This window comes from Castellaniella sp. S9 (genome assembly GCF_027257175.1).
Lineage (GTDB): Bacteria > Pseudomonadota > Gammaproteobacteria > Burkholderiales > Burkholderiaceae_B > Castellaniella.
Genome location: NZ_JAPFGD010000001.1, coordinates 137,561 through 157,991 on the forward strand (window position 1 = coordinate 137,561; position 20,431 = coordinate 157,991).

A 20,431-nucleotide genomic window follows, 5' to 3' on the forward strand; every position below is an offset into this window, starting at 1 on the left:
CTGTTGCTCGCGGCTCACGGACTCTTCCGCAAGCCGCCGTCCCGCGCGGCAAAACACCCGCGCGACAGAGTGTAAAACGTTTGCGCCTCCGAGGACTCAGAGCTCGACGGCGCGGCCTTCGCGGGCGCTGAGCGCCAGCGCCTCGAGCGTGGCCGCGGTGTCCAGGCTGGCCTGGGCATGGCGCCCGATCAGCGCGGCATCCCCAGCGGCCACGGCCCGGGCGAACGCCTCCGCCGCAAAGCGGAACCCGCTGCCGGTCGGCGCATGAACATCCTCGAACGGTATCGTGCCGGCGCCACCCCGGCGCACCCGCAACTGGCTGGGCTGGTAGCCGTGGGGATCGCCGGCCCGGTCGCCGGTGTGGTTCAGAAACTCGGTGTCGATGGTCCCTTCGGCGCCGGCAATCGTCGCCCGGCGCTGATTGGCGACATCCATGGCGCAGGCGAACTGCGCGCGGCGGCCGTCCGCATAGAACAGCGTGCCGCTCATGCTGATGTCCACACCCGTGGGGGCCCAACTGGCGTCGGCGCGCACACTGGAGGGCGCACAACCCATCACCAGCCGGATCAGGCTCAGCGGATAGCTGCCCGCATCCAGCAACGCCCCGCCGCCCAGGTCCGGCTGCATGCGGATATTCGTGTCGCCGCCCAGCAGCGGAAAGCCAAAGAGCGCCTGCATCGAGCGCACCGAACCGATCGCCCCCTCGCGCAACAGCGCCAGCATGGCGGCGGTCTGGGGCTGGAACTGGTAGGGATAGGCCTCGAGCAGCATGACGCCGTGGCGCTGCGCGGCGTCGAACATCGCCTGCGCCTCGGCGCGATTCAACGCCAGCGGTTTCTCGCACAGAATGTGCTTGCCGCTCTCGGCGGCCCGGATCGCCCAGGCCGCATGCAGGCTGTTGGGCAAGGGAATGTAGACGGCATCGATGTCGTCATCGGCCAGCAAGGCCTCGTAGCTGCCCAAGGAACGGCCGATGCCGACCTCCGCCGCAAACTGCGCGGCAACCTCCGCCTTGCGGCTGGCCACGGCGGTGAGGTGTACCGCCGCACTGGGCGCCACGTCGCGCGCGAACTGGCGCGCGATGTTGGCGCATCCCAGAATGCCGAGGCGCAAGGGCCGGAAGGAAGGGGAATCCATGCTCATGGTCGAATCACCTGTCGAGTCGGAAAACAAAAGCGGCACCTCGCTGGGCGGCGCAAAACAGCACGGTAATGCAAGTCGGCTTGGCCCTGCAATCCCATGCAAGGATGCACGGCGGCCGCCGTCCGCCCACCGCCATGCGGCGGCCTCATTCATAATGAGTGCTTTCCCTTTGCATGCACGGATACCGATGGCCGACAGGCATACCCTTTTACTGGTGGGCGGCGAACTTTGCGAGCGCACGGCGGCGCTGCTCGATCCCGCACAATGGCGCTGCATCGGGCTGCGCCGGCGGGCGCGGCCCGATGCGGGCGGCCGGATCGCCTGGCGGGCGGCCGACCTGCGCAACCGCGACAGCCTGTCGTGCCTGGGCACGGATGCGGGCGCCGGCATCACCCACATCCTGTACGCCCCTGCCCCCGATGGACGAAACCCGGCGGACTACGATCAGGTCTATCCGCAGGGTTTGTCGCGCCTGCTGGACTGCCTGGCGCCGAGCGGCCGCCGGCGGCTGCGGCGCTGCGTGCTGGTGGGTTCGTCCGCCGTCTGGGGCCCCGCCGACGGCTGGGTGGACGAGGACACCCCAGCCGATGGTGCCGATTTCCGCGCACGGGCGCTGCTGGATGCGGAGGCCAGGCTGCACACCGCCCTGCCGGCGGGCGTGGGCGTCGCCCTGCGGCTCAGCGGCCTGTACGGCCCCGGACGTCGGCGCCTGCTCGATGGCCTGCGCGCCGGCACGGTCGCAGCGCCCGACGGCCCCGGCCATTGGGCGAACCGGATCCACATCGACGATGCCGCCCAGGCCTGCGCGCACCTGCTGGCCCTGCCCGATCCCGCGCCGCTGTACATCGGCACGGACGATCATCCCCTGCCGACGGCGGATCTGTACGGGGCCCTGGCGCGCCTCGTGGGCGGCCCCGCCCCCGCCAGGCGCGCGCGGGCGCCCAGCGGCAAGCGCCTGTCGAACGCAAGGCTGCGGGCCAGCGGCTGGACGCCGGCGTGGCCGAACGCGCTGGACGGCTACGCCGCCTGCCTCGATCGGGATGGCCGCACAGCGATCGCCGACGCCCCGCACGTCCAGGCACGGCGCGATCTGGTACGCTGACCGCACGGCCTCAGCTCGCCACGGTTGCGCACATCCCCCTCCAAAGGAACGTAAAATGCCCAAGACGCCCGCCCTTTTCATCGGCCACGGAAGCCCGATGAACACGCTCGAACAGAACGGCTATACCGAGGCCTGGCGGGCATTCGGACGGCACCTGCCCCGCCCCAGGGCCTTGCTGGTCGTATCCGCCCACTGGTATTTCGGTGCCACCGCGATCACGGCGATGCCGCAGCCCCGGACCATCCACGATTTCTACGGCTTTCCACAGGCCCTGTTCGACTTCGAGTACCCGGCCCCGGGCGACAGCGACCTGGCCCGCGAGATCACCGAACTGGTCAAGCCCCAATGGATCGGCCTGGACCGGGACCAGTGGGGCCTGGACCATGGCACCTGGTCGGTGCTGGCGCACATGTATCCGGATGCCGACATCCCCGTGCTGCAGTTGTCCATCAACGCCTTGCGGCCCCTCGACTATCACCTGCAGCTGGCCGCCAGCCTGGCGCCGCTGCGCGAACAAGGCGTGATGATCGTCGCCAGCGGCAACGTCGTGCACAATTTACGCGAGTTGCAATGGAAGCAGCCGGACCTGGCGTACGACTGGGCCGAGCGATTCGACGATGCCGTGGCGGAACAGCTGTCACAGGCGCCCGCCGACATCCTGCGCGTGCTGGATCACCCCGACTATCGCCTCGCCGTGCCCACGCCGGATCACTTCATCCCCCTGCTCTACCTGGCGGGGCTGGCGGCGGCGGACGGCAAGGCCCTGGAACCCCTGGTCCGCGGCCATGCCATGGGCTCGATCTCGATGAGCTGTTTCGGGCTGGGGGCGGACATCGAACTGCGCAAGGACCCTGGATGTGCGGCCAAACTGCCGACGGGCGTGCCGCCGGACCAGACCAATATGTAGCGAGGCTGTGGCCTCGAACCACTACCCGATTCAGAACTGCCGCGCAGCGCCCAGGGACGCAAGCTCGACGACCTCGGCCCCGCAGGCCCTGACCAGTTCGGGATCGTGGCTGGCAAACAGCACGACGCGGTCGCGCGACCAGGCCTTGAACTGTTCGGCCAGCGCCGCGCGCGCCGGCGCATCCAGGCCGTTGCCGGGACCATCCGCGACGACGACCGCAGGCGTCCCCAGGGCGGCGGCGGTCAGATAGACCTTGCGCCGCGTGCCCGTCGACATCTGCTCGAAGCGCTTGTCCAGGTGCGGCGTGAGTCCCAGGCGATCCGCCCAATCGAACACCGCCTCGTCCAGAGCCGCGTTCTTTTCCGCGGCAAGCTGCTGCAGCAGGCCGCGCCCGGTCTGCGCGGGAAACGCCAGACAATCGTCGGGCACATAGGCCAGGCGCGCCTTGGCCTGCAAGGGTGTCTCGGCCATGGAATGCCCATCGATCCAGACCCCGCCCTCATCGGGCGCGATCACGCCCGCGACCATGCCCAGCAGGGTCGACTTGCCGGTGCTGAGTTCCTCGCACAGGGCCACGCAGCCGGGCGCAAAGCTGCGGGTCAGCCCCTGGAATACGAGAAGGTCGTCGTAGCGCTTGCCCAGATTGTCGATGCGTAGCATGGCGCCCAGTGTACGCAGGAACGCCGCGGGCCGCCAAACGACCCGCCCCGAGGGCACACGCGCCTCAGTCCGGCAAGGCGTAGGCCACCAGATAATCCCCCATCTTGGTGCCGAACGAGCCGTGGCCGCCCGCCATGATGACCACATATTGCTTGCCGTTCACCGCGTAGGTCATGGGCGTGGCCTGGCCGCCGGCCGGCAGGCGCGCCTCCCACAACAGGCTGCCGTCGTCGACGTCGAAGGCGCGCAGATAATTGTCCTGCGTGGCCGCCACGAACATCACATTGCCGGCGGTCGAGATCGGCCCGCCCAGGCCCGGCACGCCGATCTTCAGCGGCGGCAACTGGAACAAGTGCGGCAGGCTGTCGCGGATGGTGCCGATGCGTTTTTTCCACACCACCTGGTGGCTTTGCAAATCGACGCCGGCCACATAGCCCCAGGCAGGCGCCTTGCACGGCAGGCCCAGCGGCGACAGGAAAGGGTTGATCGTCACGCCATACGGGGTGCCGTACATGGGCTGCACCCCGCTTTCCGAGCCGGTGCCCTCGCCTTTTGCCCGGTTTGGATCCTCGGGGATGAGCCGGGACACGAACGGCAGGCCGATCGGATTCATCAGCGCCACCTGGCGGTCCCGGTTGACCGACATGCCGCCCCATTCGAACACGCCCAGGTTGCCCGGAAAGACCAGCGTGCCGTTCTCGGACGGCGGCGTGTAGATGCCGTCATAGTTCAGGCGATGGAACATCACGCGGCAGACCAACTGGTCCAGCATGGTGGCGCCCCACATGTCCTTGTCGGTGAGCCTGCCCTGCGGGGCGAGATCCAGCGCCGAGAACGGCTGGGTCGGCGCGTAGTGCTCGCCCTGCGTTTGCGGGCCGCGCGCCACGCGTTGCGGCACGGGCTTTTCCGTGATCGGCACGATGGGCTCGCCATTGCGGCGGTCCAGCACGAACACGTTGCCGGTCTTGGTCAGCACGTAGATCGCCGGCACGGTCCGGCCGTCGGCCAGCCTCACGTCCATCAGCGAGGGCTGCGCCGGCACGTCCATGTCCCACAGATCGTGATGCGTCGTCTGGAAGTGCCAGATCAGGCGGCCGGTGGAAGCGTCCAGCGCCAACACGGAATTGGCATAGCGCTCTTTCAATTCGCCGCGGTCGCCGCCCCAGATGTCGGGCGTGCCCACCCCCGTGGGCACATAGACCACATCGGTCTGCCCATCATAGGCCAGCGGCGCCCAGGCGTTGGGCGAATTGTGCACGAATTCCGTGTGTTCCCCCGGCATCGCATTGGGGTTTTCGGCGCCGGTGTCGAACACCCATTTCAACTCGCCGGTGCGCACGTCGTAGCCGCGGATCACGCCGGACGGCTCCTGATTGGAAAAGTTGTCCGTCACCGAGCCGCCGATCACGATCGTCGTCGCCGTCACCACCGGCGGCGAGGTCGGGTTGTAGCCCCCCGGATACGCGTGGGGCATGCTCTTCTGCAGATCGATTTCGCCCTGGTCGCCGAAATCCCCGCACACGCTGCCATCGTCGGCATTCACCGCGATCAGGCGCCCGTCGTTGGTGGGCAGCAAGACCTTGCGCGGGCAGACGGTCGAGACCGAGCCGTCGGCCTCGGCCTGGCTGGCCGGAAAACGCTGGACATTGGCCGCATCATGATAGGCCACCCCACGGCAGGTCAGATGCTGGAAAGACTTGTCGGCCTGCAGTTTCGGATCGAAGCGCCACAGGCGCCGGCCGGTGGCGGCGTCCAGCGCGTCCAGGAACTGATGCGGCGTGCACAGGAACAGTGTGTCGCCGACCTTGATCGGCGTCACCTCGTTGGTGGTTTCGCCCGAATCATTGTCGCTGCGGAAATCGCCCGTGCGATAGGTCCAGGCCACCTGCAGGTTCCCGACATTTTCGTCGTTGATCTGCGTCAACGGCGAATAGCGCACCCCGCCCTCGGTGCGCGCGTAGGACGGCCAGTCCTCATTGGCCACGCCGGGCACCGGCTGCGCCTCGGCAGGCTGCGCGCGGGCGAACGTCCCGTTGATTTCCTGCGGATCATTGAACACGCCATAGCCCAGCACCGCCAGCATGGCCACCATCGCCACGCCCATGGCCGCCTTGGCCGGCCGAGGGGACACGAGCCCGCGCGTGGCCGCCGGCAGCAGCAGCCACAACCCCAACAGGAACAGCAAGTCATAGCGCGGCGCCAGCGCCCAGAAATCGGTGCCGACCTCCCACAGCCCCCAGACCAGCGTGGCAGCCAGAATCAGCGCGTACAGCCACAAGGCCGCCGTTCGCCCCCGCATCAAGAGCCCCGCACACACCAGCAGCGCCACACCCACCACCGCGTAGTACCAGGAACCGCCCAGTACCGCCAGCCAGGCGCCGCCAAGCAGGGAGAAAAGCGCGATCAGGAGCAGAACGATCCAGCCCAGAGTCTGGGCCACGCCCCTGTTTCGATTGGTCGAATCCATGGGAGTCATCCTTGCGTGTGAGGCATGGCGACCACTCTATCACGGGGATGGGTACGGTGACCTGAACGGTGGGGGGTACCGAAACGCGAGTTCCTCGTCTACCCTACGCTCGTAGGTTTCACGCACGACGACGCGCATCGATCAAGCCCGTGCTTTATGGGCGGCAATCGCCGCGTCCAGTCTCTGCTGGCCTCGTGCCTTGGCTTTCTGCGGGTCCATGCCGGGCTGACCCGCACGAATCTCCCGCATGCCTTTGATGGCATCGTTCAACTGGTCAACCTCAAAACGGATCCGTGCCTGCTGTTCAAGTCGATGGTAGTAGTCGAGCTTGCGAGCATCCACCAGGGCGACATAGCTCTCGCCATTGCGCGTGATGATCTTTTCGCTGCCTGCACGAACGGCCTCTGCCAGTGCCTTCAGGTCGATGCGGACCTTGTTGAACGGGACGATGTCTTGAGAGGATCAGGAGATGATCTTGACCTTGCACGACGATGGACTCACCAGTCACCTTTCGAGCCCATCTAGGGCGGGGCAGCAGCTCTCAGTCTTCGTATCAACCCCGCTGGACAAATGCGTTCACCCAAGCCGGCCCTGCCGACGGAGGCTGCCTATAGTGTCCGGTGAACTCGGCAACAACCAGGAAAGCCCTTGCCGTTCTCAATTAACGTATATACAATAAATGCAAATCGTCTGCGACCCTGTCAAACGTGCAAAAACGCTCGAAGAGCGCGGATTGGACATGCACTTGGCAGGCCAGGTATTCGCAGGCAAGCACTTTACCGCGCCAGATGGCCGGACTGATTACGGCGAACCTCGCTACATCACCATCGGTGAAATGGCTGGCAGGATGGTCGTTCTGGTTTGGACGCCGCGCGGCGCGGCACGCCGCATCATCAGCATGAGGAAAGCAAATGCCCGCGAACAAGAAAGGTACGCACGCCACCTCGGTTGATCATGACGATGCGCCGGAGCTTACGGATGCTTGGTTTCAGGAAGCCGAACTTCGCGATGGCAACAAGGTCATCCGACGAGGGCGCCCGAAGTCGGTGGCCCCGAGCGTGTCCATCAGTCTGCGCGTCCCACCGGACGTTCTGGACCGGTGGAAGAGCACCGGGCCAGGGTGGCAGACCCGCATGGTGACGGCCCTCAAGAGCCACGCACCGAAATGAACCTATCAGAAAACATGCATACGCCGCTACTTCTTTGGCACCGCTGGCTACGCAGCACTATCAATGGTCCGGCCCCGATGGCCTGCCCAAGGGAGAGGCCGCCAGGATTCAATCGTCAAACACATCGTCCAGGGTTTCGGCATCGAGGATGTTTAACGACCATGTCTCGAGCTGTGCGGCGGTGGCCGAACGGATACGTTTGTCCGTGGCCTCGGGGACTTCGCCGAATTTGCGAGCCAATTGCCGCAACAGCAGTTCGGCCTGACCGCGCCTCAATCCAACCCGCTCGGGTGTGGTGATGTATGTCATTGCATGCTCCTGTTCCAGGGCCTCCAATGCCCGCATATAGTCCGGTTCCAGCGCCTCGGGCAGTGCAATCATCCAGTCGACCAGCCTGACCAGGGCGTCGATGTCGCCCCGGGCATATCCATAGCCGGCCAGGCAGCGCATCAGCTCGACCTTGGGGTCCAGCCGTGCCGCCTTGCGGCGGAACCACAGGGCGGTCAACTGCGCCATCATGACCACGGCAAACGGATTCGATGGGGCGATGGCCTCAAGTTCATCCCAGCGCCTGAGCCATTGTGCCATGTGGACCACGGGCAAGGTGAACCGCACGCCTTGGCCGAGGAACTCGTCGCGGTGGACCAGGTGTGAATCGCCGCCACGGCTGGCGGTGAGGATGCCGAGGCTGTAGATGGGCTGGATCGGGCTGGAGCCGTAACGGTCCTCGAGGCGGTAGCGGTATTGATACATGCGCCGCGCAAAGAGGCGCCTGGCCTTTGGGCCGGCGCCGCCGCCCTGAACCTCGACATGGATCAGCAGCCTTGCCAACCCGCCATCGCGGCGGCGCACGAGAATGAGCTTGTCGGTGTAGAGGCGACGGGGCGCTTTGCCTGCACCATTGCCTGACCCCACAAAAACTACGGCACTCAAGCCCGGCGGCTTGTCGCCGACGCGCAAGAACCGGGACTCGGCCTTGCCGCAGCCCCCAGAGATTCTCTGAACAAGTCACCGCGCCGCATGCACTCATCCCTGCTGCAAAGCATCACCACCTAAACCTTCCCCCGCCCCGACCGTAAACGCGGATGTACAGGAAATACCGGGCCTGCCCGACACCCAGGTGAAGGGCCAGGATTCCACCCGAAAGGGCTTTCCTGGCCAACCGGCAGTAACAAGCCGCTGCCTTCCCCCTACAGGAGTAATCCATGTCTGTTATCAATACCAACTACCTGGCTCTGGTTTCCCAGAACAACCTGACCCGGTCGCAAGGCGCTCTCGGCACTGCCATCGAACGCCTGTCCTCCGGCCTGCGCATCAACAGCGCCAAGGACGATGCTGCCGGTCAGGCCATTGCCAACCGCTTCACCGCCAACATCAAGGGCTTGGCCCAGGCTGGTCGTAACGCCAACGATGGCATCTCCATCGCCCAGACCACCGAAGGGGCGCTGAACGAAATCAACAATAACCTGCAACGCATCCGCGAGCTGTCGGTTCAGGCCGCAAACGGAACCAACTCTGGCTCCGATTTGAAATCCATACAGGACGAAATTACGCAACGTCTCGAAGAAATTGATCGAGTTTCCAAGCAAACTCAGTTCAATGATGTGGATGTGCTGGCACAGACCCGCGCTCTGAGCATACAAGTTGGAGCGAAGGATGGCGAGACCATCGACATCAACTTGCAGAAGATCGACTCTGCCTCTCTGGGTCTCGAAAACTTCACTATTGAAAAGAAAGTTCTGAATGTCGGGGACGCAATTGATACCGCAGACGGCATAACCGGTACCGGTTCAGCTGGCATTGACACTAACTTCGCTGCCGCAAAGACTCAATTGGTAGCTGCGGGTGTAGACATTAGTGGTGGCGTAACGCTCCACCAGGTTCACGATAGCGAAGGAAACGCCCAAGACGCCTATGTACTGAAGGTCGGTTCAGACTTCTATGCAGCCCAGTTCACAAATGCTACGGACCCCACTGCTGATCCCGCCGCCGTAAGCATTGCGGTCACCACCGTTGATTACACGGATAATAGCGGCAACACAACGGGTGTCACGGCTCTCACCAAAATTGGTTTGAATGAGAATGATGAATTCGTGTCGTACGCCACTGTGCAGAGTAATTCTTTTGTTGTCGCGACAAACGTGACTTCAAGTACGCCAGTCGCCACCACTACGAGCGTGTGGGGATACGCTGCGGACACAGCAACCGTTGACTTTAGTGACACAGGGGCTACAGAGCAATTCTCCGTTGGCGCCGCCGGTGACTCAATGAGCAAGCTCGATGAAGCCCTGAAGCGTGTCGATGCCTTCCGGAGCGAACTGGGTGCTGTGCAAAATCGTTTCGAATCCACCATCGCTAACCTGAGCAACACCGTCACCAACCTTTCTGCAGCCCGCTCGCGCATCGAAGACGCCGACTATGCCGTCGAAGTCTCCAACATGACCCGCGCGCAGATCCTGCAGCAGGCCGGCACCTCGGTTCTGGCGCAAGCCAACCAGGTTCCGCAGACTGTCCTGTCGCTGCTGCGTTAATTCGCAGTCTCGACAGCCGCTCCCTGGTCGATCTACGGAGAGCGATCTGAAACGAAAGGCCGCTAGTCCCAGCAGTGGGATTGGCGGCCTTTTTCTTGGCCGGTAATCAATGGTTTGATCGTAAGTGCGCCATAAACCCCATTCTTCCCTGAGTTTCTTGCCAAGGGCATAGTTCTGCCATCGTACTTTTTGGGATTGACCGATGACAGACACCAAGGATTGGGCCGCGCATTTAGCCGCGATCGAAGCCGAAGGCATCAGCACGCAAGCGTATGCGCGGCGCGAAGGGATATCGGCGGCGACGCTGTATTACTGACGCAGGCGCCTGAAGCCAGCCGTTCAACGGTCACCGACTGTGTCCTTGGTGCCGGTACAAGTCAAAGAAGAGACGGTCGCCCAGCGCTGTACCGTCTGGCTGGCGCCCGGTGTACGGTTGGAGTTGGGCGCACTGCCGCCGGCCTGGTGGCTGTCGGCAGTGACGGCGGCGGTTTCGCGCCAGATGCGCTGATGCATCCGGGCAGTCGTATTGGCAGCGTCTACCTGTGTCGCGAGCCGGTGGACTTCAGGAAGTCAATTGGGGGCTTGTCGGCGCTGGTCGAGCAGCAACTGGAGATGAGTCCGTTTGGCGATGCGCTATTTGTGTTCATCAATCGCCAGCGCGACAAGATCAAGGCGCTGCATTGGCATCGCAATGGCTTCTGCCTGTGGTACAAGCGGCTGGAGAAACAGCGTTTTGCCTGGCCGACGTTAGCCCAAGAGCAGCCCACCTGCACCTTGACGATGCAGGAGTTGGAATGGCTGCTCGAAGGCTTTGATTTATGGGCGCATCAGCCGCATAAAACCTTGCATTATGCGGCCACGACATAGGGCATAAAAGGTAAAATGGCGGGCATGACTTCAGCCCCCGCCATGCCCGCTATCGCTTTGACGGAAATCGATCCGTCCAAGTATGGCGTGACGGTGACGCCTGGGCTTAAACGCCTGATGCGGGATATCCAGGCGCATGCCGAGATCCATTTGCAGGCGCGTCTCCAAGCCCGGCTGCGCGAGCAGATGGACGCCGAGTACGAGGCCCGCTACGAAGCCAAGCTGCAAGAACAATTGGTCGCCCGCATCCAGGCGTTGTTCGAGCAACTGGTGCTCAGTCGGCGTCGCCTGTTCGGGCGCAGCAGCGAAGCCCTCTCGACGCAGTTTCGACTGTTCGATGAGGCCGATGCGTTGGGCGCCCAGACGACCGAGGCTGATGAGCTCGCACCGCTACCGAGCGCCCAGCCCTCGGTCAGCGCGCCGCGCAAGCCCGCCGCGCGCGGCAAGCGCCAGCCGCTGCCGGTGGAGTTGCCGCGCATCGACATCGTGCATGAAGTGCCTGAAGCCGAGCGCACCTGCGCCTGCGGCACGCCCATGGTCCAGATCGGTGAAGACGTGAGCGAACAGCTGGACATCATCCCCATGCAGGTGCGGGTGCTGCGTCACGTGCGCAAACGCTACGCCTGCCCGGGCGGCGACGCCGCGCCGGTCACCGCCCCGGTGCCCGCTCAGGTCTTGCCCAAGAGCAATGCCAGCGGCGATCTGCTGGCGATGCTGCTGACGGTCAAGTATGTGGACGGGCTGCCGCTGGCGCGCTTCGAGCATGTGCTGGGCCGCAGCGACGGTGTCGAGCACCTGGTGTGCTGGGCGCATGCGCGCCGGGGCTTTGTCGAGGCCGCCAAGGTGCAGGGCAAGGGCAAGCGCGGGCGGGCCGATGAGGCCATTGCGCTGATCGGCAAACTGTATCGGATTGAACGCGAGTGCCAGAGCGCCACCGACGCGCAGCGCCTTGCCGCCCGCCAGGCGCATAGCCTGCCGGTGCTGGCCGAACTGCGGAGCTGGCTGGATAAGACACGCCCGCAGGTCGTGCCTGGCCTGGCGCTGGGCCGCGCGCTGGCCTATCTGGACAGATACTGGAACAAGCTGACACGCTACACCGAGCGCGGCGACCTGCCCATCGACAACAACCGCTGCGAGAATGCCATCCGCCCCTTCGTGGTGGGCCGAAAGAGTTGGCTGTTCAGCAACACACCGGCGGGCGCGCACGCCAGTGCACTGATCTACTCGCTGGTGGAGACGGCCAAGGCCAATGGGCGAGAGCCCTATACGTGGTTGCGCACGGTGCTGCGCGAATTGCCCCGCGCCCGCACGGTGCAAGACTACGAGGCGTTGTTGCCGTGGAATCTGGCTCTTGAAACCTTGGCGGTACAAGCCATTGACGCGACCTCGCTGCGCCACGCCCCGTCGTGAACGTAGTCGCGTCCCATCCCCCCTTGTGACATGACGAGCGAGCGTAAAACCCTTCTGGATCGTGAATTGTTCACCGAGGCCTTGCGCCATATGAGCGAAGCCGATCTGCGATACCTGAACCGCATGGTGGTCGAGCGGCTGAATCTGCTGGATCAGGCCAGGAGCACGGTGCAGTTGGCGCAGTTTGCCCAGGGCGACCGGGTCAGCTTTATCGCGAACGACGGTATGGAGAAACATGGCACGGTTCTGCGGTTGAATAAGAAAACGGTGAGCCTGCGCACCGACGACCAGATGCTCTGGAAAGTCTCGCCAGGATTGCTGCGTAAACCCGGCCGCTGAGACTTGAGAACTTTACCGCCGACCGCCCCCGCAGAAAACCATGGGGTTTATGGCGCACTTACCATCGCGACGAGTTCCTCGGACAGGGTGTACGGTTCACCTTTCCCGTGGTCCACATGGCACAATGGCTGAATCGCTGGGATGCGCTCGAGGCCTTGGCGCTGGCAAACCCCTTTGCCGTGGTCGTGATGGCGCAGTTGACGGCGCTGCGGTTCCGCCGCAAGGCGGCACGGCTGGACCCCAAGGTCGAGCTGATGCGCCGCCTGGCCGGCTACGGATACGCCCGGGGCGACATCGACGCCCTGGTCAGGCTGGTCGACTGGATGATCGCACTGCCCGAGGCGCTGGAACCGGACTATATGCGGGCATTGGAAGCCCTGGAACAGGAGCATGCAATGACATACATCACCACACCCGAGCGGGTTGGATTGAGGCGGGGGCGTGCCGAGGGGCGCGTCGAAGGGCGAGTCGAGGGGCGAGTCGAGGGCCAGGCCGATCTGCTGTTGCGGCTATTGGCTCGCAAGTTCGGCGAAGTCCCCGAGGCCATGTCTGAACGCGTCCGCACGGCGACCGCCGCGCAGCTCGAGACCTGGTCGTTAAACATCCTCGATGCCCAGACCCTGGACGACGTGTTCGGCGACTGAATCCTGGTGGCCTGTCCCTCGGGCAGGCCATTGAGGCCGGACCAATGGATTCGGTCGCCTCGCATCAGGTTGCGACGGCCAGCCCTCGCTCCGAGGTTGCGGCGTAGGCAAACACATCATAGCCACCGCAAGCCAACCGACCTGCGAATATCCCACCGTACTTCCCACAGGGACAATTTCATTCACCGCGCCGCGTCCCGTGGTTGTACCTTTCAGGGAACATGCCAGCGCTTGATAGTCAACGTCGGCTTGGCCCGCCGCGCAGACGCGCCGAGGGGCTCATTGAAGGCTGCATCGAGGCCGTCTACCCCAACGCCGTATCCAGGAACATCATCACCGCAAACCCCGCCATCAGGCCCACCGTCGCTGCCGTCTGGTGGCCGTTGCGATGGGTCTCGGGGATGACCTCGTGCGACACGACAAAGATCATCGCCCCCGCCGCCAGGCCCAGGCTGATCGGATAGGCGATCGGGAAACCGCTGGCGATGCCCACGCCCACGAGGGCGCCCAGGGGCTCCATCAGGCCCGAGGCGATGGCGACGAGGATGGCGACCGTCGACGACAGGCCGATGGCGCGCAGCGCGATGGCAACCGCCAGGCCCTCGGGCACGTCCTGTATGGCAATGGCCGTCGTCAGCGGCAGCCCCACCGACATGTCGCCGCGCGCGAAGCTGACGCCGATGGCCATGCCCTCGGGCAGGTTGTGCAGGATGATGGCCAGCACGAACAGCCACACGCCGCTGATGCGCTGGTCGATGGGGCCGTGCGGCCCCGAGGTCTCGTGGGCGTGCGGCGTGAAGTAGTCCAGCCCCAGCATCAGCAGCACACCCAGGCCCAGGCCGGCTACGACCGTCAGCGCCGCGCCCGCCCCTGAATCCAGCAGCGCCTCGGCCGCGGCGAGGCCGGGCAGTATCAGCGAAAACGAGCTGGCCGCCAACATCATGCCGGCCGCAAACCCCAGCATGCAGTCCTGTGTGCGAACACGGATGTTGCGCAGGCCCACTGCCAGCAGCGCACCGACCGCGGTCGCGCCGAATCCGGCCATCCCGCCCAGGGCGGCATAACCCAGAAAGACGCGATTCTGATCGGAAAAAGCCTCGATGCCGCTGGCCAGCAGCAGCCACAGCACTGCCAGCACGGCCGCCAGCAGGCCCCAGGCAATGGGCTTGTGGGCGCGCAGTTGATCGTGCCACGCGCTGATGAGCCCGGCTGGAACCGCGGAAGTGTCATTGGCCGCCATGCATTCTCCTAAAAACCGCGCATCGGAACGACTCGAATGATAAGCATCATACCGCCCCGTACAAGCCCGCATGGATCATCGCGCCGCCCGACACCCTTCCTCGGCGTAGACCCCTCTACAGTAAGGGGTCCCTATCCAAGGGAAATGTTCGATTAAATGATATATCATTTTTGATCCAAATGTGGCATCATGAAAGGCAAGGACATCATCAAAATGCTTGAAGCCCATGGCTGGGCTGTGCTGCGTCAGGAAGGCAGCCACGTCCGCATGGGCAAGGGAAATGCCCGCACAACGGTCCCGCTGCATGGTGCCCGTGATGTGAAAGCCGGCACACTGGCCAATATTCAGCGACAAACCGGAGTGCGGCTGAAATGAAGGAAACCGCCATGGAAATCCGATATCCCGCCATCCTCTCCGAGGAACCCGAGGGGGGATTTTGCGTCCAGTTTATTGACCTGGACGAGGCATTCACCGAAGGCGATTCGCTGGAGGAAGCCTTGTTCAATGCGGTCGAGGTGCTGACGCTGACGCTCGAGAGCCGCATCTCCGAAGGCATGGCGGTACCCGAGCCCAGCCAGGACATTGAGGACGGATACTATATTTCCCCGGACGCCAAGACTCAAAGCGTATTATTGCTGCGTGCCGCTCGCGGCGACCGCAGCCTGGCTGATCTTGCGCGAGCGCTCGAAACCAGCTGGCCCCAGGCCAAGCGCCTGGAGGATCCGCGTCACTGGCCCAGTCTGAAAACCTTGGACAAGGCGGCTCGGGTGCTCGGCAAACGCCTGGTGCTCAGTATCGAATGACGGACCTCGACCCATACCTTGAACATCCTTGAAACCCCTCTGCCCGGCGTCCTGGTCATCGAACCGCGGGTGATAGCCGACGAACGCGGCTATTTCATGGAAACCTATAGCGCCCGACGCTACCGCGACGAGGCCGGCATTGCCCTGCCCTTCGTGCAGGACAATGTGTCGCGCTCGCGGCAGGGCGTGCTGCGCGGCCTGCATGTCCAGCGCCGCCATCCGCAGGGTAAGCTGATCCAGGTACTAGAGGGCTCGGTATTCGACGTGGCGGTGGACGTGAATCCCGATTCGCCGGATTTCGGCCGATACGCGGCGGTGGCCTTGTCCGCCGCCGATCACCGCCAACTCTGGATTCCGCCGGGCTACGCCCATGGCTTCTGTGTCACCAGCCACACGGCGACCCTGCACTACAAATGCACCGACTACTACGATCCCGCCGATGAGTGGGGCCTGGCCTGGAACTGCCCGGACCTGGCCATTCCCTGGCCGATCGATGAACCCATCCTGTCGGAGCGGGACCGCCATCATCCGGGCCTGGTGGACCTGGCCCGCCGCTTGCGCGAACAAGACTGGAAAAACAGCGGGTAGGTAGTTTCCACGGTGACGATCCGGGTGCAGGAGGCCAGCCGGCGACCCTGGATGTCCTTCATGATGTATTCCCTGCAGGCGAACAGATTCGTCCCGACAGAGCACGCACTCCAAACAGGGTGTGTATAATACACATGAAAAGCGCTGAATTGATCAAACAACTTGAACAGGCGGGTTGGCAGCGGTGTGGCGGCAAAGGTTCGCATCAGGTCTACCGCCATCCCTCGCAGCCGGGCCACATCAGCGTGCCACACCCCAGGAAAGACTTGGGTGTCGGCCTGGTGGCAAAGCTGCTCAGGCAAGCTGGCTTGAAGTGAGGAACCCCATGAAATATCCAATCGCCATTGAACCCGGTAGCGATACCCGGGCCTGGGGTGTGGCGGTCCCCGATCTTCCGGGCTGTTTTTCAGCGGCTGACGAAGGCATTGACCAGGCGATCGAGACCGCCAAAGAGGCGATCGCCCTCTGGATCGAGGACGCCATCGATGCGGGCGAAACAATCCCCTGCCCGTCCAGCATCACCGACCTGCAAAAATCGAGCGATTACCAGGGATGGATCTGGGCCATCGCCGAAGTCGACCCGGCCCTGATCGATGACAGCATAGAGCGCGTCAACATCACCTTGCCGCGGCGTATTTTGGCGCGCATCGACGCCCGGGCTCGCAAGGCGGGCGAAACCCGCTCAGGATACATCGCCCGCATGGCCCTGCTGCAATAGCAGGGCGCACGCCCTACAGCGCCTCGATCGCCGGATAGAACTCGCGGTTTTCACGCAGCATGCGCGCATGCACGTCGCGCAGGATGGTATTGGCCTCGTCGCGGAATTGCTCGGGGTTGCGCGTCAGCTGAGTGGCGTTGCTCCAGCGGCGGGCAAAGTTGATGAAGGCATTGGCGATGCCCTTCATGTCGTCCTGGTAGTCCTGCGCCATCGAGGCCATGGCCGCGTTACCGCTGCGGCGCAGCGACGGATACAGGATGCGGTCCTCGATGGCCAGATGGGTGGTGATGACGGTGGACAGCGCCTTGAGTTCATGGGCGATGTCCACCGCATGATCGACGATGCCCTGGTGCGCAAGCTTGCGCAGCGCGGCAATGCCGCTGAGGATGTCCACGTGCTGGTGCTTGAATCGGTCGATGTCCATGATGGGTTTCCCTTGGAGTGCGCGCCGGTGGCCTCCACCGGCTTTAAGATTCATATTATATATATCTTAATCGACAGGCAATATGACACGCATCCCCCGTCGGGATATTCGCTCAGATCAGCTTGTTGAAAACCTCGTCGTCCCCGGGGGTGTGCTGCCAGGAATGATGGGCCAGCCAGGCGCGGATCCGCGCGATCGCCTGCGAACGCAACTGTGAAATGCGTCCTTCGGTGACGCCCATCACGGCGGCGATTTCCTTTTGGTTCAGGTCCTGCTCGAACTGCAGGGACAACAGCAGCTGCTCGCGTTCGGGCAGGTCCTGGATCGCCTCGATCAGGGCCTTGCGCAATCCCTGGTGCACCAGCCAGTCCAGGGGATTGCCCCCCCGGTCATGCGCCTCGCCGTCGATGGGCAGGCCGTCCTCGCTGCCCTCGCGGTGGCGCGCCAGGTCCTCGTACATCAGGATCTGCACGCCGCGCGCCTCCTCGAGGAGGGTCTGGTATTCCGCCAGGTCCAGGCCCATTTCCTCGGCGATCTCGCCCTCGGTCGCCGGCCGCAGCAGGCGCTGGCTGAGGGCGTGGATGGCCTCCTCGATGCTGCGCGCCTTGCTGCGCACACTGCGCGGCAGCCAATCCTGGGCGCGCAGTTCGTCGAGCATGGCCCCCCGGATGCGTGTCATGGCATAGGTCTCGAACTGGGCGTCGGGCTGTTCCTGGTAACGCCGGGCGGCGTCCAGCAGGCCCATCATGCCGGCCTGCATCAGGTCGTCGAGTTCGACGCTGGCGGGCAGCTTGCCGATCAGGATCAGCGCCTGGCGCCGCACCAGCGGCGCGTATTGTCCGACCAGCAGGTCTTCGGAACGGGGCATTGTGGAATCGGTGGGCCTGTAGGGGATGGGACGCCATCCAGTATGCACGAAAAAAAACGGCCCGTTACGCCGAGAAACCGCCAAATCACCGAGGTATCCGAAATTCCCTCCCTAAACTTCCCGGGGCCGCGCCCGTTATAGGGGTCGTGCGAGGGTCTGCCCAGCGCCGCCAGCGGCGGCCTGGCCCGGCGATCCCATACCGACAGAGGAGCCCCCATGATTCCACCGATTGGCCACCCCCTGGCACCCATCGCGACGGGCCTGGCCCCCACGGTCGCGGAGCGGCCCGATACGCCGCCGCCAGGCGCCCGCGTGGCGGGCGCCCAGGACGCCTCCTCGGCCGGCACCTCGACCGCCGGCGGGGAAACCGGCCACGGCGACCTCGCGGCGCGCCAGTCATCGCTGGACAAGGCCCTGGAATCGGTCAATCACAGTCTCGAGGCCTGGTCCACCGGCATGCGCTTTGAAATGGACGAGGACGCGCAACGCCTGGTGGTCTCGATCATCGACAGCACGACCGGCGAGGTCTTGCGCACGGTGCCATCGGACGCGGTGCTGCGCGTGGCCAAGATGATCGTGCAATTGCAGGGGTCGGGCGTCGACACCCAGGCTTGAGGCGATCATGAACGGACGCGCATTTGAATTACGTTTGATTTCCCCCGCTGACGTCCGGATTGCCCGGACGGGAACGCGGCGATAATAGCGGTACGGAGCACAATCATGGCCACAGTTTCTTCCATCGGCGTCGGGTCCAACCTGCCGCTCAACGATCTCCTGACCAGCCTGCGCGAAAACGAAAACCAGGCCCTGGCGCTGATCCAGAGCCGCCAGGTCGCGGTGCAGACCAAGGTGTCCGCCTACGGCAAGCTGCAAAGCGCCGTCTCGACCCTGCAGACCGCCGCCCAAGCCGTCGGCAAGGCCGACGCGTTCGGCGCCCTCAAGGCCGCCACGGCCTCCGAGGCGTTTTCCGCCGCCGCCGACAAAACCGCCATCGCCGGCCAGTATTCGATCCAGGTCGACGCCCTGGCCACCGCCCAGACCCTGGTCGCCCAGGGACGCGCCGATCGCGAGGCGGCCATCGGCACGGGGGGCTCGGTCACGATCACCCTGGCCAATGGCGAATCCCATACGGTGGACCTGACCGACAAGGACACGTCCCTGAACGGCTTGCTGGCCGCCCTGAACGCCGACCCGGATGCGGGCGTCAACGCCACCCTGGTGAACGACGGCTCGGGCGCGCCCCATCGCCTGCTGCTGACCAGCCGCGCCACGGGCACCGAATCGGCCGTGGCTTCGATCACGGTGGACGGCAATGCCGAACTGGAGGCCTTCCTCGGCTATGACCAGGCCGCCGGCACCGGGGACTTCACCGAGCAGGCCGCGACCAACGCGCAGTTGTCGATCAACGGCATCTCGATCACCAGCCAGACCAACTCGATCGAGGACGCCATCGACGGCCTCACGCTCACATTGAAACAAACGACCGACGCGCCGGCGTCGCTGTCCGTCACGCGCGACGACACCGCCGCCACCAAGGCGATCAACGACTTCGTCAAGGCCTACAACAGCCTGCAGGGCACGATCAAGGCCCTGACCGCCTACAACATCGACACCCAGGAATCCAGCGCCCTGACGGGCGATTCCCTGGCGCGCCGCATCCAGACGGAAATGCGCGGCGCGCTCAACGGCGCGCTGGGCGGCATCGACGGCCTGTCGCTGTCGCGCATCGGCATCACCACCGACCCCGCGTCCGGCGAACTCAAGGTCGACGACAAAATGCTCTCCAAGGCCCTGTCCGACAATCTCGAGGGGGTCAGTTCGCTATTTGCCGGCGCCAACGGCGCGGGCACGCGGGTGGCCAGCGCGGCCGAGGCCTTTACCCGCAGCGGCGGCCTGTTCAGCACGACCACCGACAGCCTGAACGAGACGGCCAAGCAAATGCAGCAACAATACGACGCGACCGCCGACCGCATCGACCAGCGCATGGAAACCTACCGCAGGCAGTTCACGCAACTGGACGCCATGGTGGCCCAGATGAATTCCCTCAGCAGCTACCTGACCCAGCAGCTCAGCATGCTCGGCAACCTCAACGACTCCAACAACAAGTAATCCCGCCCGATGATGACCTACGCCCCCCGTTCACGCGCGGCCCGCACCGCCGGCGCCTACGCCAGCGTCGGACTCGAATCCGAAGTCCTCGGCGCCACCCCCGAGCGCCTGATCTCGCTGCTGTTTCGCGGGGCCCTGACCGCCACCGCGCAGGCGCGGCTGCACATGGGCAACGGCCGCACCGCCGAGCGCGGGCAATCGATCTCGAAGGCGATCGACATCGTCGAAACCGGGCTCAAGGCCAGCGTCGACCCCGAGCGCGGCGGCGACGTGGCGCGCCACCTGATCGCCGCCTACGAACTGATCGTGCGCAACCTGCTGCAGGCCAACCTCAACAATGATCCGTCCAAGCTCGAATCGGCAGAAAAACTCCTCAGCGACCTGGCCGACGCCTGGCATGCGGCGGCCGATCCCCAGTTCGAACGGCCTCCCGCACCCTGAA

The 20,431-nt window shown here is 64.5% G+C and carries 25 protein-coding genes; 17 read left to right on the plus strand and 8 right to left on the minus strand.

Going from position 1 to position 20,431, the window contains the following annotated elements; translation table 11 throughout:
- Positions 1–96: 96 nt before the first annotated feature.
- Positions 97–1,143 (minus strand): Gfo/Idh/MocA family protein, encoded by a 1,047-nt coding sequence (locus OOZ48_RS00660; RefSeq protein ID WP_269494284.1) that lies wholly within the window; start codon positions 1,141–1,143, stop codon positions 97–99.
- Between the two features lie 187 nt (positions 1,144–1,330).
- Here OOZ48_RS00660 and OOZ48_RS00665 point away from each other — a divergent pair, with 187 nt between their 5' ends.
- On the plus strand, positions 1,331–2,245 hold the full coding sequence (locus tag OOZ48_RS00665) for a hypothetical protein (protein WP_269494286.1): 915 nt from the start codon (positions 1,331–1,333) through the stop codon (positions 2,243–2,245).
- Between the two features lie 55 nt (positions 2,246–2,300).
- The gene (gene ygiD / locus OOZ48_RS00670; RefSeq protein ID WP_269494287.1) at positions 2,301–3,152 is read left to right on the plus strand and encodes a 4,5-DOPA dioxygenase extradiol; all 852 of its coding nucleotides are present in this window, start codon (positions 2,301–2,303) and stop codon (positions 3,150–3,152) included.
- Positions 3,153–3,182: 30 nt separating this feature from the next.
- Here the strand turns inward: ygiD and OOZ48_RS00675 are convergent, their stop codons facing one another.
- From OOZ48_RS00675 to OOZ48_RS00685, 3 genes are all read right to left on the minus strand, one after another.
- Positions 3,183–3,812: an ABC transporter ATP-binding protein gene (locus tag OOZ48_RS00675; RefSeq protein ID WP_269494289.1), complete on the minus strand. Its 630-nt coding sequence runs from the start codon at positions 3,810–3,812 to the stop codon at positions 3,183–3,185.
- 64 nt (positions 3,813–3,876) lie between these two features.
- The gene (locus tag OOZ48_RS00680) at positions 3,877–6,279 is read right to left on the minus strand and encodes a glucose/quinate/shikimate family membrane-bound PQQ-dependent dehydrogenase (protein WP_269494291.1); all 2,403 of its coding nucleotides are present in this window, start codon (positions 6,277–6,279) and stop codon (positions 3,877–3,879) included.
- A 141-nt stretch (positions 6,280–6,420) separates the two neighbouring features.
- Positions 6,421–6,621 (minus strand): hypothetical protein, encoded by a 201-nt coding sequence (locus OOZ48_RS00685; RefSeq protein WP_442867500.1) that lies wholly within the window; start codon positions 6,619–6,621, stop codon positions 6,421–6,423.
- A gap of 337 nt (positions 6,622–6,958) precedes the next feature.
- On the opposite strand from OOZ48_RS00685, the gene OOZ48_RS00690 reads away from it, so the two are divergent.
- Complete coding sequence (locus OOZ48_RS00690; RefSeq protein ID WP_269494294.1) at positions 6,959–7,231, plus strand: BrnT family toxin; 273 nt, start codon at positions 6,959–6,961, stop codon at positions 7,229–7,231.
- Positions 7,191–7,448 (plus strand): BrnA antitoxin family protein, encoded by a 258-nt coding sequence (locus tag OOZ48_RS00695; protein ID WP_269494296.1) that lies wholly within the window; start codon positions 7,191–7,193, stop codon positions 7,446–7,448. The genes OOZ48_RS00690 and OOZ48_RS00695 overlap by 41 nt, the downstream gene beginning before the upstream one ends.
- A gap of 108 nt (positions 7,449–7,556) precedes the next feature.
- Here OOZ48_RS00695 and OOZ48_RS00700 read toward each other — a convergent pair whose 3' ends face one another.
- Entirely contained in the window at positions 7,557–8,381 is an 825-nt protein-coding gene (locus OOZ48_RS00700) for a DUF4351 domain-containing protein (protein WP_269494299.1), read from the minus strand.
- Positions 8,382–8,653: 272 nt separating this feature from the next.
- Here OOZ48_RS00700 and OOZ48_RS00705 point away from each other — a divergent pair, with 272 nt between their 5' ends.
- The 5 genes from OOZ48_RS00705 (at position 8,654) to OOZ48_RS00725 (ending at position 13,239) form a co-directional block, all read left to right on the plus strand.
- A complete protein-coding gene (locus OOZ48_RS00705; protein WP_269494302.1) occupies positions 8,654–9,979 on the plus strand; it encodes a FliC/FljB family flagellin in 1,326 nt (441 codons plus the stop codon).
- A gap of 462 nt (positions 9,980–10,441) precedes the next feature.
- Positions 10,442–10,846 (plus strand): IS66 family insertion sequence element accessory protein TnpB, encoded by a 405-nt coding sequence (tnpB, locus tag OOZ48_RS00710; protein WP_269494305.1) that lies wholly within the window; start codon positions 10,442–10,444, stop codon positions 10,844–10,846.
- Between the two features lie 117 nt (positions 10,847–10,963).
- Entirely contained in the window at positions 10,964–12,256 is a 1,293-nt protein-coding gene (gene tnpC / locus OOZ48_RS00715; RefSeq protein ID WP_442867511.1) for an IS66 family transposase, read from the plus strand.
- Positions 12,257–12,286: 30 nt separating this feature from the next.
- Positions 12,287–12,595: a hypothetical protein gene (locus tag OOZ48_RS00720; protein WP_269494308.1), complete on the plus strand. Its 309-nt coding sequence runs from the start codon at positions 12,287–12,289 to the stop codon at positions 12,593–12,595.
- Between the two features lie 116 nt (positions 12,596–12,711).
- Entirely contained in the window at positions 12,712–13,239 is a 528-nt protein-coding gene (locus OOZ48_RS00725; protein WP_269494310.1) for a DUF4351 domain-containing protein, read from the plus strand.
- 304 nt (positions 13,240–13,543) lie between these two features.
- Here OOZ48_RS00725 and OOZ48_RS00730 read toward each other — a convergent pair whose 3' ends face one another.
- The gene (locus OOZ48_RS00730; RefSeq protein ID WP_269494312.1) at positions 13,544–14,479 is read right to left on the minus strand and encodes a ZIP family metal transporter; all 936 of its coding nucleotides are present in this window, start codon (positions 14,477–14,479) and stop codon (positions 13,544–13,546) included.
- Positions 14,480–14,668: 189 nt separating this feature from the next.
- Here OOZ48_RS00730 and OOZ48_RS00735 point away from each other — a divergent pair, with 189 nt between their 5' ends.
- The 5 genes from OOZ48_RS00735 to OOZ48_RS00755 all read left to right on the plus strand — a co-directional run bounded on the left by OOZ48_RS00735 (position 14,669) and on the right by OOZ48_RS00755 (position 16,588).
- Entirely contained in the window at positions 14,669–14,854 is a 186-nt protein-coding gene (locus OOZ48_RS00735) for a type II toxin-antitoxin system HicA family toxin (protein WP_269494315.1), read from the plus strand.
- An 11-nt stretch (positions 14,855–14,865) separates the two neighbouring features.
- Positions 14,866–15,282: a type II toxin-antitoxin system HicB family antitoxin gene (locus OOZ48_RS00740; RefSeq protein WP_269494317.1), complete on the plus strand. Its 417-nt coding sequence runs from the start codon at positions 14,866–14,868 to the stop codon at positions 15,280–15,282.
- Positions 15,283–15,300: 18 nt separating this feature from the next.
- Positions 15,301–15,870 (plus strand): dTDP-4-dehydrorhamnose 3,5-epimerase, encoded by a 570-nt coding sequence (gene rfbC / locus OOZ48_RS00745; protein ID WP_269494320.1) that lies wholly within the window; start codon positions 15,301–15,303, stop codon positions 15,868–15,870.
- 134 nt (positions 15,871–16,004) lie between these two features.
- Positions 16,005–16,187, plus strand: coding sequence for a type II toxin-antitoxin system HicA family toxin (locus OOZ48_RS00750; protein WP_269494323.1), 183 nt, complete (start codon positions 16,005–16,007; stop codon positions 16,185–16,187).
- Positions 16,188–16,195: 8 nt separating this feature from the next.
- Positions 16,196–16,588 (plus strand): type II toxin-antitoxin system HicB family antitoxin, encoded by a 393-nt coding sequence (locus OOZ48_RS00755; protein ID WP_269494326.1) that lies wholly within the window; start codon positions 16,196–16,198, stop codon positions 16,586–16,588.
- A 13-nt stretch (positions 16,589–16,601) separates the two neighbouring features.
- Here OOZ48_RS00755 and OOZ48_RS00760 read toward each other — a convergent pair whose 3' ends face one another.
- A complete protein-coding gene (locus tag OOZ48_RS00760; protein WP_269494329.1) occupies positions 16,602–17,012 on the minus strand; it encodes a hemerythrin domain-containing protein in 411 nt (136 codons plus the stop codon).
- Positions 17,013–17,124: 112 nt separating this feature from the next.
- The gene (locus tag OOZ48_RS00765) at positions 17,125–17,880 is read right to left on the minus strand and encodes an RNA polymerase sigma factor FliA (protein ID WP_269494331.1); all 756 of its coding nucleotides are present in this window, start codon (positions 17,878–17,880) and stop codon (positions 17,125–17,127) included.
- A gap of 216 nt (positions 17,881–18,096) precedes the next feature.
- Here OOZ48_RS00765 and OOZ48_RS00770 point away from each other — a divergent pair, with 216 nt between their 5' ends.
- The 3 genes from OOZ48_RS00770 (at position 18,097) to fliS (ending at position 20,430) form a co-directional block, all read left to right on the plus strand.
- Entirely contained in the window at positions 18,097–18,495 is a 399-nt protein-coding gene (locus OOZ48_RS00770; protein ID WP_269494334.1) for a flagellar protein FlaG, read from the plus strand.
- Between the two features lie 105 nt (positions 18,496–18,600).
- Entirely contained in the window at positions 18,601–19,989 is a 1,389-nt protein-coding gene (gene fliD, locus OOZ48_RS00775; RefSeq protein ID WP_269494336.1) for a flagellar filament capping protein FliD, read from the plus strand.
- 9 nt (positions 19,990–19,998) lie between these two features.
- Positions 19,999–20,430 carry a flagellar export chaperone FliS gene (fliS, locus tag OOZ48_RS00780; protein ID WP_442867501.1) on the plus strand — a complete coding sequence of 144 codons (432 nt, stop codon included), beginning with the start codon at positions 19,999–20,001 and terminating at the stop codon, positions 20,428–20,430.
- Position 20,431 lies beyond the last annotated feature (1 nt).